This window comes from Isoptericola sp. NPDC056134, assembly GCF_042264825.1.
Classification (GTDB): Bacteria; Actinomycetota; Actinomycetes; order Actinomycetales; family Cellulomonadaceae; genus Isoptericola; species Isoptericola nanjingensis.
The window spans coordinates 104,030-117,793 of the sequence record NZ_JBHJVM010000004.1 but is presented as its reverse complement, the minus strand read 5'-3'; the positions used below and the strand labels follow the sequence as shown (position 1 = coordinate 117,793).

At 75.5% G+C, this 13,764-nt stretch carries 14 protein-coding genes; 5 read left to right on the top strand and 9 right to left on the bottom strand.

What is annotated here, in order from left to right:
- The first annotated feature begins 91 nt into the window (after positions 1 to 91).
- The 3 genes from ACFCZN_RS05710 to ACFCZN_RS05700 all read left to right on the top strand — a co-directional run bounded on the left by ACFCZN_RS05710 (position 92) and on the right by ACFCZN_RS05700 (position 4,118).
- The gene (locus ACFCZN_RS05710) at positions 92 to 1,183 is read left to right on the top strand and encodes a phosphotransferase family protein (RefSeq protein ID WP_430556127.1); all 1,092 of its coding nucleotides are present in this window, start codon (positions 92 to 94) and stop codon (positions 1,181 to 1,183) included.
- Positions 1,183 to 2,400 (top strand): acyl-CoA dehydrogenase family protein, encoded by a 1,218-nt coding sequence (locus ACFCZN_RS05705; RefSeq protein ID WP_430556126.1) that lies wholly within the window; start codon positions 1,183 to 1,185, stop codon positions 2,398 to 2,400. Before ACFCZN_RS05710 ends, ACFCZN_RS05705 begins: the two co-directional genes overlap by 1 nt.
- Before the next feature lie 62 nt (positions 2,401 to 2,462).
- Positions 2,463 to 4,118, top strand: coding sequence for an AMP-binding protein (locus tag ACFCZN_RS05700; RefSeq protein ID WP_430556125.1), 1,656 nt, complete (start codon positions 2,463 to 2,465; stop codon positions 4,116 to 4,118).
- Between the two features lie 74 nt (positions 4,119 to 4,192).
- Here ACFCZN_RS05700 and ACFCZN_RS05695 read toward each other — a convergent pair whose 3' ends face one another.
- The 9 genes from ACFCZN_RS05695 to ACFCZN_RS05655 all read right to left on the bottom strand — a co-directional run bounded on the left by ACFCZN_RS05695 (position 4,193) and on the right by ACFCZN_RS05655 (position 12,476).
- Positions 4,193 to 5,467 carry an ABC transporter substrate-binding protein gene (locus ACFCZN_RS05695; RefSeq protein ID WP_430556124.1) on the bottom strand — a complete coding sequence of 425 codons (1,275 nt, stop codon included), beginning with the start codon at positions 5,465 to 5,467 and terminating at the stop codon, positions 4,193 to 4,195.
- 5 nt (positions 5,468 to 5,472) lie between these two features.
- Positions 5,473 to 6,645, bottom strand: a complete 1,173-nt coding sequence (locus ACFCZN_RS05690; protein WP_430556123.1) for a branched-chain amino acid ABC transporter permease — start codon at positions 6,643 to 6,645, stop codon at positions 5,473 to 5,475.
- Complete coding sequence (locus tag ACFCZN_RS05685) at positions 6,642 to 7,520, bottom strand: branched-chain amino acid ABC transporter permease (RefSeq protein WP_430556122.1); 879 nt, start codon at positions 7,518 to 7,520, stop codon at positions 6,642 to 6,644. Before ACFCZN_RS05685 ends, ACFCZN_RS05690 begins: the two co-directional genes overlap by 4 nt.
- A gap of 48 nt (positions 7,521 to 7,568) precedes the next feature.
- Positions 7,569 to 8,288 (bottom strand): ABC transporter ATP-binding protein, encoded by a 720-nt coding sequence (locus ACFCZN_RS05680; protein WP_430556121.1) that lies wholly within the window; start codon positions 8,286 to 8,288, stop codon positions 7,569 to 7,571.
- Positions 8,285 to 9,076 (bottom strand): ABC transporter ATP-binding protein, encoded by a 792-nt coding sequence (locus tag ACFCZN_RS05675; protein ID WP_430556120.1) that lies wholly within the window; start codon positions 9,074 to 9,076, stop codon positions 8,285 to 8,287. Before ACFCZN_RS05675 ends, ACFCZN_RS05680 begins: the two co-directional genes overlap by 4 nt.
- Positions 9,077 to 9,204: 128 nt before the next feature.
- A complete protein-coding gene (locus ACFCZN_RS05670; protein WP_430556119.1) occupies positions 9,205 to 9,960 on the bottom strand; it encodes a glucose 1-dehydrogenase in 756 nt (251 codons plus the stop codon).
- A gap of 48 nt (positions 9,961 to 10,008) precedes the next feature.
- Positions 10,009 to 11,058: an NADPH:quinone oxidoreductase family protein gene (locus tag ACFCZN_RS05665; RefSeq protein WP_430556118.1), complete on the bottom strand. Its 1,050-nt coding sequence runs from the start codon at positions 11,056 to 11,058 to the stop codon at positions 10,009 to 10,011.
- A gap of 60 nt (positions 11,059 to 11,118) precedes the next feature.
- Positions 11,119 to 11,703 (bottom strand): TetR/AcrR family transcriptional regulator, encoded by a 585-nt coding sequence (locus ACFCZN_RS05660; RefSeq protein WP_429763316.1) that lies wholly within the window; start codon positions 11,701 to 11,703, stop codon positions 11,119 to 11,121.
- 11 nt (positions 11,704 to 11,714) lie between these two features.
- Positions 11,715 to 12,476: an SDR family oxidoreductase gene (locus tag ACFCZN_RS05655; protein ID WP_430556117.1), complete on the bottom strand. Its 762-nt coding sequence runs from the start codon at positions 12,474 to 12,476 to the stop codon at positions 11,715 to 11,717.
- Positions 12,477 to 12,641: 165 nt separating this feature from the next.
- Between ACFCZN_RS05655 and ACFCZN_RS05650 the strand changes: the two genes are divergently transcribed.
- Together ACFCZN_RS05650 and ACFCZN_RS05645 are read left to right on the top strand one after the other, a co-directional pair.
- Positions 12,642 to 13,172 (top strand): YbhB/YbcL family Raf kinase inhibitor-like protein, encoded by a 531-nt coding sequence (locus ACFCZN_RS05650; RefSeq protein ID WP_429763314.1) that lies wholly within the window; start codon positions 12,642 to 12,644, stop codon positions 13,170 to 13,172.
- Between the two features lie 20 nt (positions 13,173 to 13,192).
- Entirely contained in the window at positions 13,193 to 13,762 is a 570-nt protein-coding gene (locus ACFCZN_RS05645) for a YbaK/EbsC family protein (protein WP_430556116.1), read from the top strand.
- Positions 13,763 to 13,764: the final 2 nt, after the last annotated feature.

Sequence of the window (13,764 nt, the reverse complement as noted above, 5' to 3'; positions counted from 1 at the left end):
CCCGCGGACGACCTGGTCGCACCACATACCGACTGCGCGGTATGCTCGCTCGAGCCCCGGGACGATCCGGGTCGACGGAAGGTGGTCATCGATGACCGACGTGCCCGGACTGGACACCGCAGGGCTGCGGGCGTGGCTGGAGCGGGAGCACCCCGAGCTCACCGACGGCGGCACGGGTTCCGGAGGTGAGCTCACCGCGAGCGTGATCGCCGGCGGCCGCAGCAACCTCACGTACCGCGTCCACGGGGCCCGCGTGCCGCTCGTCGTGCGGCGGCCGCCGCTGGGCCACGTGCTGTCCACCGCGCACGACATGCGCCGCGAGCACCGCGTCGTCACCGCCCTCGCGGACAGCCCCGTCCCGGTGCCCCGCACCGTCGACGTCGTCGACGACACCGACCGCGGCGAGGTCACCGGCACCGTCTTCTTCGTCATGGAGCACGTGGCCGGCACGGTGCTGTCCCGCCCGGCGCAGAACGGGGCGTTCACGGCGGACGGCCTGCACGCCCTCGGCCTCGAGCTCGCCGAGGTGCTCGCCGACCTGCACGCCGTGGACCCGGCCGCCGTCGGCCTCGCGGACTTCGGCCGCCCCGACGGGTACCTCCACCGGCAGCTGGCCACGTGGCGGCGCCAGTACGACGCCTCCCGCAGCCGCCCGCAGCCCCGGCTCGACGCGCTGCAGGACCGGCTCGCCGCGGGCGTCCCTGACTCGGGCGGCCGGGCCGGCATCGTGCACGGCGACTTCCGGCTCGACAACGCGATCGTCGCCGGCCCGCCCGACGCGCCCCGCGTCGCCGCCGTCCTCGACTGGGAGATGGCGACCCTCGGCGACCCGCTGGTCGACCTCGGCATGCTCGGCCTGTACTGGGACATCCGCGGCCTCACCGGTGCGGCAGGCGACGACGGTTCCGACGACGGCGCGCTGAGCGCCGTCGTCCCCGGCGCCGGCTACCCGGAGTTCGCCGCCCTCGTCGACGCGTACGCCGCGCGGTCGGGCACCGCGCCGCCCGACCTGGCCTGGTACCGCGCGTTCGCCGCGTACAAGCTCGCCGTGATCCTCGAGGGGATCCACTACCGCTACCGGGCGGGCGAGACGGTCGGCGAGGGCTTCGACCGGATCGGCGCCCTCGTGGCGCCGCTGGCCGAGGACGGCCTCGCGCACGCGACGCCCGCCGGGAGGGCCTGATGGACTTCGCCCCCGACGCCCGCACCGCCGAGCTCACCGACCGGGTCCGCGCGTTCCTCGACGAGCGCGTGCTGCCGGCGGAACCGGTGCTGGACGCGCAGCTCGCCGCCGCCCCGGACGACTGGTCCCCGCGCCCCGTGCTGCGCGAGCTCCAGGGCGCCGCCCGCGAGCAGGGCCTGTGGAACCTGTTCCTCCCGGGCGACGGGCCCGCCGGGGACCGCGGCGCCGGCCTCACCAACCTGCAGTACGCGCCGCTCGCCGAGCTCACCGGCTGGAGCCCGCGGCTGGCCCCGGCGGCGTTCAACTGCGCTGCCCCCGACACCGGCAACATGGAGCTGCTCGCGCACTTCGGCACGCCGGACCAGCAGCACGAGTGGCTCGACCCGCTGCTCGACGCGCGCCTCCGGTCGGCGTTCTGCATGACCGAGCCGGGGGTCGCCTCGAGCGACGCGTCGCAGATCGGCACGCGCATCCGCCGCGACGGCGACGAGCTGGTGATCACCGGCCGCAAGTGGTGGTCCACCGGCGCGATGAACCCGGGCGCCGCGCTGCTCGTCGTCATGGGCAAGACCGACCCGGACGCGCCGCCCCGCCGGCAGCAGTCGATGGTGCTCGTGCCGCGGGACGCCCCGGGCGTGACGGTCGTGCGCCCCCTGACCGTGTTCGGCTACGACGACCGCGACCACGGCGGGCACGCCGAGATCGCCTTCGACGACGTCCGCGTGCCCGCCACGAACCTGCTCGGCGGCGAGGGCGACGGGTTCGCGATGGCGCAGGCGCGCCTCGGGCCGGGCCGCATCCACCACTGCATGCGCGCCCTCGGCATGGCCGAGCGGGCGCTGGCGCTCGCCGTCCGGCGGGCGCGCGAGCGCTCCACGTTCGGCCGCCCGCTCGCCGAGCAGGGCGTGGTCCGCGAGTGGGTCGCCACCTCCCGCGTCGAGGTCGAGGCGTTGCGCCTGCTCGTGCTCAAGACCGCCTGGCTCATGGACACCGTCGGCAACCGGAAGGCCATGCGCGAGATCCAGGCCATCAAGATCGCCGTGCCGCGCACCGTCCAGGCGATCCTCGACCGCGCGATGCAGCTCTTCGGCGCCGCCGGGCTGTCCGGCGACCAGCCGCTCGCCGAGATGTTCGCCGCGGCCCGCGCCCTGCGCCTCGCCGACGGCCCCGACGAGGTGCACCTCGGCTCTCTCGGGCGCGCCGAGCTGCGCGGCTGAGCCGTCCCGGAGCGCCGGGGCCCGCACGACCCTCCGGATCGACGACGACGAAAGGACCGGACATGACACCCACCCCCGACCCCAGCGCGGACTCCCCTGGCCCCGCGCCCGACGCCCCCGCCGACGGTTCCGCCCGGACCTCCACCGACGCCGTCGACGGCCCCGGCTTCGGGACGCTCTCGGCCGCGTCGCTGCTCGTGGAGACGGCGCGACGCCATCCCGGGTACCCCGCGCTGCACTTCGCGGGGACCACCACCACCTACGGCGAGCTCTGGGACCAGACCTGCGCCTACGCCGGCGCCCTCGCGGCACGCGGGATCGGGCGCGGCTCGCGCGTGGCGATGGTCGTGCCGAACGTGCCCGACTTCGCGCGCGTGTACTACGCCGCGCTCTCCGTCGGCGCCGTCGTCGTCCCGATCCACCTGCTGTTCCGGTCGGGCGAGATCGAGTTCGTGCTGCGGGACAGCCGGGCCGACCTCGTGGTCGCGGCCGCGCCGCTGCTCGCCGAGGCCGCGCCCGCCGCCGAGCGCGCGGGCGTCCCCCTCGTCACGGTGCTCGCCCCCACCGCGGAGCAGGGCGGGCCCGCCCTCCCCCGCCTCGAGGACGAGGCGGCCGCGGCGACGCCCGTGGAGCGGCACACGGCGGTGCACCCGACGTCGGCCGCGACGATCCTCTACACCAGCGGCACCACCGGGCTGCCCAAGGGCGCCGTCGGCTCCCACCTCGCCGCCGTCGAGCAGGTGCACTGCTCCCTCATCGACTCCTTCGACCTGCGGCACGACGACGTCGTCTTCGGCGGGCTCCCGCTGTTCCACGCGTTCGGCCAGATGGCGGTGATGAACTGCGCGTTCCGCGTCGGGGCGTCCGTGGTGCTGCTGCCCCGGTTCGACCCGGACCAGGCGCTCGAGCTGCTCGTGGCGCACCGGGCCACGGTGTTCACCGCCGTGCCGACGATGTTCGTCGGGATGCTGGAGGCCGCGCGCCGCAGCGACGCCCGGCCGCCGCTGCGGTACGCCGTCTCGGGCGGCGCGGCGCTGCCGATCAGCGTGCTCGAGGAGTTCGCCGCCGCCTACGGCGCCGAGGTGCACGAGGGCTACGGCCTCACGGAGACGTCCCCGAGCGTCTCGTTCAACACCGTCTTCGAGCCGATCCGGCCCGGCACGGTGGGTCGTCCGATGTGGGGTGTGGACGTGGCCGTCGCCGACGCCGTCATCGACCACGAGGTGCACCTGCTGAGCGAGCCGGGCGCGCTCGGCGAGATCGTGGTGCGCGGGCACAACCTGCTCAAGGGCTACCTGGGACGGCCGGACGCGGACGCCGCGGCCGTCGTCGACGGCTGGTTCCGCACCGGCGACCTCGGCACCCTCGACGCCGACGGCATCCTCGCGATCACCGACCGCAAGAAGGACATGATCATCCGCAACGGGTACAACGTGTATCCCACCGAGGTGGAGGCGACGCTCGTGTCGCACCCCGACGTCGCGCTGGCCGCGGTCTTCGGCGTCGCGGACCCGGTGCACGGGCAGGAGATCCACGCCGCCGTCGTGCCGGCCGACGGGCGCACGCTCGACGCCGACGCCCTCGCCGCCTGGGTCCGCGAACGTGTGGCCGCGTTCAAGTACCCGCGCGTGGTGCACGTGGTGGACGAGCTCCCCCTCGGCCCCAGCGGCAAGATCCTCAAGCGCGAGCTGCCCGCCCGCTTCGCCCCCGTCCGCTGAGCCGTGGTGGGCGCACGTCTGGCGCCATCCGGTACTCGGATGGCGCCAGACGAGCGCCCACGACGGCGGCGAGACTACGGGGCGGGAACGCCGCCGCCTCGCAGCTCCACCGGCTGCGGCTCCACCTCGGTGACCTTCCCGCCCCCGACGGCGTAGGTCGCGCCGACGTAGTCCTGCACGCCGTCGGCGACGACGGTGATGCCGACGCCGTCGAACGCGGAGTGGTCGTCCGGGCCGAACATGAGCGGCAGGATGCCGTTGCCCTCGAGCTTGCCCGATTCGACGGCCTCGACCAGGCTCTCGCGCGTCGGGTCCTCGCCCGCCTGGGCCAGCGCCTCGGCGAACAGGTAGCCGACGCTCATGCCGTACACGGTGTTGCCGTCGAAGCGCGCGCCGTCGTTGTACTCGTCGTTGATCTGCTCGAACAGCTCGACCCACTCGCCGTCCGGCCCGAAGGGCAGGTAGTTCGCGCTGACGAAGCCCTGGAGCAGGGCGGGCGTCACGTCCTCGCCCAGCAGCTCGACGAGCGTCGGGTAGTCGCCGCCCGACGACGACGCCAGCCACCGCGGGCTCCAGCCCATCTTCGCGGCCGTGCCGACCGCGAGCGCCGTGAAGCCGTTCACCGTGGCGAGCAGCACGTCCTCGCACCCCGCGGCCTGGAGGGCCCCCATCTGCGCGGTGACGTCCTGGTTCGACGTCGAGTACGACTCGTGGGCGGTGACGCCGTCCGCGCCGAGGGCGAGCTCCACACCCTCGAGGAACTCCGCCCCGAAGTCGTCGTCCTGCCCGAGGACGCAGACCTTGCTGCCGGCGTGCTCGTCGGCGGTGTACTGCGCGAGCGCGGCGCCCTCGACCACGTAGTCGGCGTTGAAGCCGAACGTGTTCGGGTGCCCCTCGGGGTCGTCCCACATCGTGCTGCCGGACGCGACGAAGAGGTCGGGCACGTCGTTCTGGTCGAGGTAGTCGAGCACGGACGAGTGCGTCGGCGTGCCGAGGCCGCCGAGCAGGGCGAACACCTGGTCCTCCTGCACCAGCTCGCGGACCACGGTCTGGGTGTTCGCCGGGTTGTACCCGTCGTCCTTGACGACGTACTCGATGGAGCGGCCGTGGACGCCGCCGTTCGCGTTGACGTACTCGAAGTACGCCTTCGTGGCGGCCGAGATCGACGCGTACCCGGCGGCGGCCGGGCCCGTCAGCGGCTGGTGCGTGCCGACCGTGACGGTGTCGTCACTGATGCCGGGGGCCGCCGCGGCGGGCGTGCTGCAGCCGGCGAGGGCCAGGCACGCGACGACGGACGCCGCGGCCACGCCGGCCGTCGTACCGACGGTGGCGGTGCGGGGGTTCCGCATGGGGATCACCTCTCGAGTGGTTGTGACGCTGGGGGTGGTGGCGGGGCCGCGGGCGCGTCGGTGCGGCCGCGGGGACGGTGGGGACGGTGGCGACGACGGGCCGCGGCGCGGGCGAGCCCGCCCGGCCAGGCCAGGGTCACGACGATCAGCAGGGCGCCGAAGACCAGCACGGCGAGGTTGCCGGACAGCCGCTGCTCGAGGTCGGCCGGGACGCCGACGGCGCCGGTGACGGTGTCGACGAGCCACGGCAGCAGCACGACGAGCGCCGCGCCGGCGGCCGCGCCGCCGAGGCTGCCGAGCCCGCCGACGACGGCCGCCACGACGAGCAGCAGCGAGAACGCGAGGTCGTAGCGGCCGGGCCCCACCGACTGGGTGACGAGGCACAGGACGGCGCCGCCGAGCCCGGCGGCGAGCGAGCTCGCGACGAACGCGCCGACCTTGACGCGCGCGGGCGACACCCCGGAGAGCCGGGCCGCGGTCTCGTCGCCGTGCACGGCGCGCATGCGCAGGCCCGCGCGCCCGGAGCGCAGCACGGCCAGCGGCGTGACCGCGAGCGCGGCCACGACGATCGCCACCCAGGCGTGCCACTGCTCCACGACGATCAGCCGGGACAGCACCTCGGGCACGCCCTCGAACGGGACCGCCAGGCCCTGGTCGCCGCCGAGCGCCGGCACCTGCGTCGTGAGGGCGGGCAGCGCGACGACCATGGCGAGCGTCAGCCCCGCCAGGTAGGGCCCGCGCAGGCGGGCTCCCGCGAGGCCGAGCAGCCCGCCCAGCGCGCCGGAGGCGACCAGCGACCCGACCAGCCCGAGGACGACGCGCGCGGTGCCGGCCGCCCCGTCGCCGTCGAGGCCGGCGGAGGACGCCGCGTTCACGGCGAGGGCGTAGCCGTAGCCGCCCGCGGCCATGAGCACGGCGTGACCGAGGGAGAGCTGGCCCGTGAGCCCGACGAGGAGCGTGAGGCCGGCCGTCGCGCAGAAGGTCGCGGCGACGACGGCGAGCTGGTAGTTGCGGTACGGGTCGAGCAGGAACGTGGCGGCGACCGCCAGCAGCGTGAGCACGACCGCACGCAGCAGGATCCGCTGGGTCGGGGTGAGGCGGCGGGCGGGCCGCGGGTCGGGGCGGCGCGCGTCGCGCACGGCGGTCTCCTCGGTCTCGGCGGGTCTCGTGGCGGTCATGCGGCACGCACCTGGGCGGCCGCGAAGATCCCGGCGGGCCGCACCAGCAGCACGAGCGTGAGCAGGGCGAGCACGGCGAGCGGCGCGACGCCGGCGCCGAGGTACCCGGTCACGAGGCTGACGAGCACCCCCACGAGGACGCCGCCGATCAGCGCGCCGGTCGGCGAGTCGAGCCCGCCCAGGACTGCGACGGTGAAGGCGTGCACGAAGAGCAGGTCGGCGGAGTGCGCGTTGAGGCCGAGCTCGGTGGGCACGAGCAGGAGCGCCGCGAGAGCGGCGACGGCGCCCGACAGCGCCCAGCCGAGGGTGACCATGCGCGGCACGCGCACGCCCAGCAGCCGGGAGACCTCCGGCGCCGCAGCCGACGCCCGCAGCTGCAGGCCCAGCGTCGTGCCGTTGAAGAGCCACGCGAGCAGCCCGACCACCGCCAGCGCCACGGTCAGCACGAACAGGTCGTACGGCGAGAGCAGGGGGACGCCGCCCACGACGAACGGGCGCTCGTCGAACGGCGCGGCCATCGGCCGGTGCCGGGGGCCGAAGGCGATCCCGAGCGCCGACTGCAGCACCATGACCAGCCCGATGGCGACGATCATCCCGGGCAGCGGGCTGCCCTGCGGCACGCGCCGCACGAGGCCGCGCTCCACGGCCGCGTTCACCGCTGCCCCGGTGAGGAGGGCGGCGGCCAGCCCCGCCCAGAAGGACCCCGTCGCGCCGGTGACGGCGAACGCGGCGAAGACGGCGACGGTGGCGACGGCGGCCTGCGCGAAGTTCACGAGGCGGACGGCGCGCCAGACGATCACGAGGGACAGCGCGAAGAGCGCGACGACGAGCCCCCGGGCGAGCCCGGTGGCGAGGAGGAAGACGAGTCGGTCCATGGGGAGCCTCTCTCGGGGGACGCGGGTCGGGAGCCGGTCGGAAGCCGGTCAGAAGCCCAGGTAGGCGTGGCGGAGGGCGGGGTCGCCGGCGAGCTCGGCAGCGGGGGCGTCGACCACCACCGCGCCGAGGCTCAGCACGACGCCCCGGTCCGCGATCGACAGGGCGCTGGTGACGTTCTGCTCCGCGAGCAGCACCGTCAGGCCGGTCGCCCGCGCCGTGGCGCGCAGCACGCCCATGAGCTGCGCGACGACGCGCGGCGCGAGGCCGAGCGACGGCTCGTCGAGGAGCAGCACGCGCGGGCGGGCGAGCAGGGCGCGGCCGAGCGCGAGCATCTGCCGCTCGCCGCCGGAGAGCTGGTGCCCGAGGCTGGAGCGGCGGCGCGCGAGCGGCTCGAACAGGTCGTAGGTGCGGGCGACGGCGACCCGTCGGGCGGCGCGGCCGGGATGGCACCACAGGGCGCCGAGGTGGAGGTTCTCGTCGACGGTCAGCTCGGTCACGACGCTCCGGCCCTCGGGGACCTGGGCCAGCCCTCGCCGGGCGCGGTCCTCGACGCTCAGGTCGGAGAGGTCGGCGCCGTCGAGCAGCACGCGGCCCGCGCGCGGCGCCGTGAGGCCGGACAGCGCCCGCAGCAGGGTCGTCTTGCCGGCGCCGTTCGCCCCGAGCAGGGCGACCACCTCGCCGGGGGCGACGGCGAGAGCGAGACCGTCGAGCACGGGCGCGCCCGCGTAGCCGACGGTCAGGCCCTCGACGGCCAGGGCGGCGCTCACGCTGCCTCCAGCCCGAGGTAGGCCGCCTCGACGGCGGGGTCGGCGCGGACCTCGTCGGGCGTGCCGCTCGCGACGACGCGCCCGAAGTCGAGCACGACGACCCGGTCGGCCACGGCCATGACGAAGTCGACGTGGTGCTCGACCAGGAGCACCGCGCAGCCGTCCGCCACGACGTCGCGCACGACGTCGGCGAGGGCCTCCACGTCGTCGGCCCCGAGGCCGCCGGCGGGCTCGTCGAGCAGCAGGAGCCGCGGCCGCGCCACGAGCGCGCGGGCGAGCGCCACCCGCTTGCGCACGGGATAGGGCAGGGCGTCGACCGTGGTCCCGGCGTCGACTGTCAGGTCGAGCCGCGCGAGCGCGGCCGCCGCGGCGTCGGAGGCGCCGGCGGTCCCGGCCACCGGCACCAGGACGTTCTCGAGCACCGTGAGCCCGGCGAAGAGGCCGAGCCCCTGGAGCGTGCGCGCGAGCCCGCGCTCGAGCAGCCGGGACGGGGACGCGGGCGCGGGGCGCCCGTCGAGGCGGATCTCCCCCGCGGACGGGCGCACCAGGCCGCACACCGCGTTGAAGACGGTGGTCTTGCCCGCCCCGTTCGGCCCGATCAGGGCGACGGTCTCGGCGCCCTGCCCGGCCCCCTGATCGGCACGGCCGGACGGGTCGCCCACCGTGAGGTCGACGCCGTCGAGGGCGGTGAGGCCGCCGAAGGTCACGGTGAGGCCGGACACCTCCAGGCGCGGGCGGGCGGCGGGGCTGTGCGCGGTCACGGGGGACGCGGGGATACGGCGGGACATCGGCACCTCTTCGTGTCGGGTGGTGCCACGCTAGCCGATAAACCGACTAGCCGGTATGCCCTGGCGAGACATTCTTCAGAATGTTGCAGTGCCGTGACGTCCGGCCCGCCCGGCGGGCCCGGGGACGCTCAGACGCCCGCGGTGAGGCCACCGTCCACGACGAGCTCCGTGCCCGTGAGGTACGCCGACGCGTCGCTCGCGAGGAACACCACGGCGCCCGCCACGTCGTCCGGCACGGCCGCGCGCCCGATCGGGATCGGCACGGCGTCGGTGTCGATGCGCGTCGTCATCTCCGTCCGCACCAGGCCCGGGTGCACGGAGTTCACCCGGACGCCGTCCCGCCCCAGCTCCACCGCGAGCGACTTGGTCAGCCCCCGCACGCCGAACTTGGACGCCACGTAGCCGTGCAGCCGCTCCCCGCCCCGCAGCCCCTCGACCGACGACACGTTGACGATCGACCCGCCCCCGGCGGCCCTCATCACCGGCACGACCGTGCGGCAGCCCAGGAACGTCCCGGTGAGGTTCACGGCGATCACGGCGTCCCACTTGGCCGTGGAGTAGTGCTCGATGGGGGCGGAGTTGGCGATGCCGGCGTTGTTCACGAGCACGTCCAGGCCCCCGAACGCCTCGACCGTGGCCTCGACCGCCGCCGCCCACCCCGCCTCGTCCGTCACGTCGAGACGGACGGACCGCGCCCGGTCGCCGAGGTCGGCCGCGAGGGCCGCGCCCTCGTCGTGGAGCACGTCCGCGACGACGACGGCGGCGCCCGCCGCGTGCAGGGCGCGGACGTACGCCGCGCCCAGGCCGCGGGCACCGCCGGTGACGAGCGCGACCCGCCCCTCGAGCGGGCGGTCGGGGACGGTCGGGACGGGACGAGCGGGCATGGTTCCTCCGAGCGAGATCTGGCGTGCCCCTTCGGTCAGGGGTTCGCGTCAGCCGGCGACGTGGACGACGAGGCGGCCGGTCGTGGTGCCGCCGGCGAGTCGTTGCACGGCGGCGGGGGCGTCCTCGAAGGGCACCTCGTCGGCGACGACCGGCCGCACGGCGCCCTCCGCGACCAGGCGCGTCAGCGCGTCGTGCGCCGCGTCGACCAGGTCGGGACGGCGCTGCTGGTAGAGGGCCCAGTGCAGGCCGAGCACGTCGTAGTTCTTCACGAGGGCGTGGTTCGAGCGCACCGGCGGGACGTCGCCGCTCGCGAAGCCCACCACGACGATCCGCCCCTCTAAGGCTATGCAGCGCGTCGACTGCTCGAACGACGCGCCCCCGACCGGGTCGACGACCACGTCGGCGCCTGCGCCTCCGGTGAGCTCCTTGACCCGGGCGGCGAGGTCGTCGTCGCGCACGAGGACGTGGTGCGCACCGGCCGCCGTCGCGACAGCGGCCTTCGCCGGGCTCCCGACGACGCCGATCACCCAGGCCCCCGCCGCGACGCCGAGCTGCACCGCCGCGGTCCCGACGCCGCCGGCCGCGGCGTGCACCAGCAGGTGCTCCCCCGGCCGGATGCGGGCCTTGCGGTGCAGGGCGAACCACGCCGTCTGGTACGCGATCGTCAGCGCGGCCGCCTCGGCGTCGCCCAGGCCCTCGGGCGCCGGCCGCACGGCGGCGGCGGGCAGCGCCGCCAGCTCGGACAGCACGCCGATCGCGGAGCCGACCACCCGTGCGCCCGGCGCGAGCCCGCGCTCTCCCACCGCGACGCCCTCGCCGAGGGCGACCACGTCGCCGCACAGCTCGATGCCGGGCACGAACGGCGGCTCGGGCCGCACCTGGTACTCGCCGCGGGCCAGCAGGACGTCGGGGAAGTTCACCGCGACGGCGCGCACCCGCACGAGCACCTCCCCCGGCCCCGGCTCGGGCGCGGGCACCTCGTCGAGCCGCAGCACGTCGGCAGGTTCGCCCGGGCCGGTCACGCGCCAGGCGCGCATCGTCGCGGGACCCTCGGCGGCGGGGGTACGGGCGGGGGTCGTGCCGGGCAGAGTCGTCATCGTCGCTCTCGTCTCGTCGGTGTCGTGCCCGCCCGGTCGTCGGCGCCGCGGCGGACCTGGTCAGTCCGCGGCGGTCCGGATCCCGCGCAGGAAGAGCTCCGTGAGCTGCTCGGCCACCTCGGACTTCGTCTCGGGCCCCTCGGGCGAGTACCAGTGCGACAGGTAGTGCACGTCGCTGAAGAAGTGCGCCACCAGCAGCGGCCGCGGGACGTCGGTGCGGAAGACGCCCTCGTCCTGGCCGCGCCGCAGGAGCGCCGCGAACGCGTCGTGGTACTCGCGACGGCGCTGCGTGACCTCCTTGAGCCGCGGCTCGGTGAGCATGTGCATGCTGCGGAAGAAGACGGTGCCCTCCGGCAGGAAGTCGATCGACGTCTCGACGACGTCGACGCACACGGCCCGCACGACGTCCTCGACCGGCCCGCCCGCGGCGACGATCTGGTCGAGGTGGGCCTTCTGCAGCGCCAGCATCCGGTCGTAGATGGCGAACAGGAGGTCGTCCTTGGACTGGAAGTAGTGGTACATGGCGCCCTTGGTGACGCCCGCGGCCTCGACGATCTGCTGCACGCTGGTGGTGGCGTACCCCTGCGTGGCGAACAGGTCCAGGGCGGCCGCGGTGACCCGGTCGGCGACGTTCGTGCTCTTCATGCCCCCATCCTTCACCCGACGGGCGCGATGCTCGCGCCGCCGTCGATCCGGAGCGTCTGGCCGGTGACCCAGGCCGCGTCGTCCGAGAGCAGGAAGGCGACCGGCCCGGCGACGTCGTCGGGCACGCCCAGCCGCGCGAGGGGGTAGCGCTCGGCCACCTGCCCCTCGTGCCCCTCGTAGAGCGCGCGGGAGAACCGCGTCTTCACGACGGCCGGGGCGACGGCGTTGACCCGGAGCGCGGGCGCCAGCTCCTGGGCGAGCTGCTGGGTGAGGTTGATGAGGGCAGCCTTGGACGCGCCGTAGAAGGCGATGTTCGGGCTGGACGACGTCCCGGAGATCGACGCCACGTTCACGACAGACCGGCTCAGCCCGCCGACGACGGCGTCGCGGATCCACTCGAGCGCGGACACGACGTTGACCTCGAGGATCTTGCGCGCGACGCCCGGGTCCACCTCGAGCGCGGGCCCCCACGCCGGGTTGATGCCGGCGTTGTTCACGAGGTGGTCCAGGCGCCCGTGGCGCTCGGCGACGTGAGCCAGGACGGCGGCACGGTGCGCGGGGTCGTCGACCCGGCCCGCCACGCCCGAGGCGCGCTCCGGCCCGAGGGCCGCGACGGCCTCGTCGAGCGCCTCCTGCTTGCGCCCGGTGACGACGACGGCGCAGCCCTCGTCCACGAGCCGCCGGGCGACCGCGAGCCCGATGCCCCGGCTGCCACCGGTCACCAGCGCGACCCTGCCCGTGAACCTGCCCGTGAACCGGTCGACCGACCCCACCATCGCCTCCTCGCGACGCTCCCTGCCGACCGGCGTACCGTCCGGTCGGTTTGCGCAAGCACCGTACCACGGCCCGCCCGCGCCGCGCTCTGGCCTGCATCGCCGCCCTGGCCAGCACCGCGGGCGGTCGGGCAGCATGGCCCCATGACAGGCACGGACACAGGCATGGAATTCGCACGACCGCTGCCCCCGGACCCGTACTCGCTGCTCCCCGTCCCGGCGACGTTCACGCTCAAGAGCGCGGACGTCACCGACGGCGAGCCGCTCGCCGTCGAGTTCAGCGTCGACGGCGCCGACGTGTCGCCCCACCTCGCGTGGTCGGGCGCGCCCGCGGCGACGCGGTCGTTCGTGGTGAGCTGCTTCGACCCGGACGCACCGACGCCGTCGGGCTACTGGCACTGGACCGCCGTCGACGTCCCCGCGGACGTCACCTCGCTGGAGCGCGGCGCGGGCGCGGTCGGCGGGGCGAGCCTCCCGGCCGGGGCGTTCCACGTGCCGAGCGACGGCGGACGGCTCGGCTTCGAGGGGGCCGGCCCGCCGCCCGGCGACCACCCGCACCGCTACGTCTTCGCGGTGCACGCCCTCGACGTCCCGTCGCTCGGCCTGTCCGAGGAGAACAGCCCGGTGCACGTCGCGTTCAACGTCTACTTCCACGTCCTCGCGCGCGCCACGCTCACGGCGACCTACCGCCGGTGAGCGGCGCGACGACACCCGGGATGCCCGGGCTCCCCACCCTCGGCGACCTGACGTGGACGCCCGCGCTCGACCGTCCCGACCTGCTCGCGCCGCCCGTCGCCGACGCGCTGCGCGCCTGGGCCGCGCTGGACGACCGCGTCGGCGGGCTGGTCGCCGTCACGGAGATCGACCCGGACCACGCGGACACGGCCACGCTGAACGACCTGCACGGGCTGCCGCCCGAGGCCTCCGCCAACTGCGTCGTCGTCGCGGGCCGGCGCGGCGACGTCGAACGCGTCGCCGCCTGCGTCGTCACCGCGGCCACGTTCGCCGACGTCAACACCCGCGTGCGCAAGCTGCTCGACGCGCGCAAGGCGTCGTTCCTGCCCATGGAGCGCGCGACCGACGAGTCGGGGATGGAGTACGGCGGCATCACCCCGGTGGGCCTGCCCGCCGGGTGGCGGGTGCTCGTGGACTCCCGCTTCGCCGCACCGGGGGCGCTCGCGCTGATGGGCTCCGGGGTGCGGCGGTCCAAGCTGCTCATGTCCGGCGAGCTCCTCTGCGCGATGCCGGGCGTCGAGGTCGTCGACGGGCTCGGCGTCACCCGCTGACG

Bases quoted from the DNA above. Each gene is read 5' to 3' on its own strand.
- ACFCZN_RS05700 (WP_430556125.1), top strand. From the start codon at position 2,463: ATGACACCCACCCCCGACCCCAGCGCGGACTCCCCTGGCCCCGCGCCC.
- ACFCZN_RS05685 (WP_430556122.1), bottom strand. From the start codon at position 7,520: ATGGACCGACTCGTCTTCCTCCTCGCCACCGGGCTCGCCCGGGGGCTC.
- ACFCZN_RS05670 (WP_430556119.1), bottom strand. From the start codon at position 9,960: ATGCCCGCTCGTCCCGTCCCGACCGTCCCCGACCGCCCGCTCGAGGGG.
- ACFCZN_RS05675 (WP_430556120.1), bottom strand. From the start codon at position 9,076: ATGTCCCGCCGTATCCCCGCGTCCCCCGTGACCGCGCACAGCCCCGCC.
- ACFCZN_RS05660 (WP_429763316.1), bottom strand. From the start codon at position 11,703: ATGAAGAGCACGAACGTCGCCGACCGGGTCACCGCGGCCGCCCTGGAC.
- ACFCZN_RS05695 (WP_430556124.1), bottom strand. From the start codon at position 5,467: ATGCGGAACCCCCGCACCGCCACCGTCGGTACGACGGCCGGCGTGGCC.
- ACFCZN_RS05645 (WP_430556116.1), top strand. From the start codon at position 13,193: ATGCCCGGGCTCCCCACCCTCGGCGACCTGACGTGGACGCCCGCGCTC.
- ACFCZN_RS05650 (WP_429763314.1), top strand. From the start codon at position 12,642: ATGGAATTCGCACGACCGCTGCCCCCGGACCCGTACTCGCTGCTCCCC.
- ACFCZN_RS05665 (WP_430556118.1), bottom strand. From the start codon at position 11,058: ATGACGACTCTGCCCGGCACGACCCCCGCCCGTACCCCCGCCGCCGAG.
- ACFCZN_RS05690 (WP_430556123.1), bottom strand. From the start codon at position 6,645: ATGACCGCCACGAGACCCGCCGAGACCGAGGAGACCGCCGTGCGCGAC.
- ACFCZN_RS05705 (WP_430556126.1), top strand. From the start codon at position 1,183: ATGGACTTCGCCCCCGACGCCCGCACCGCCGAGCTCACCGACCGGGTC.
- ACFCZN_RS05710 (WP_430556127.1), top strand. From the start codon at position 92: ATGACCGACGTGCCCGGACTGGACACCGCAGGGCTGCGGGCGTGGCTG.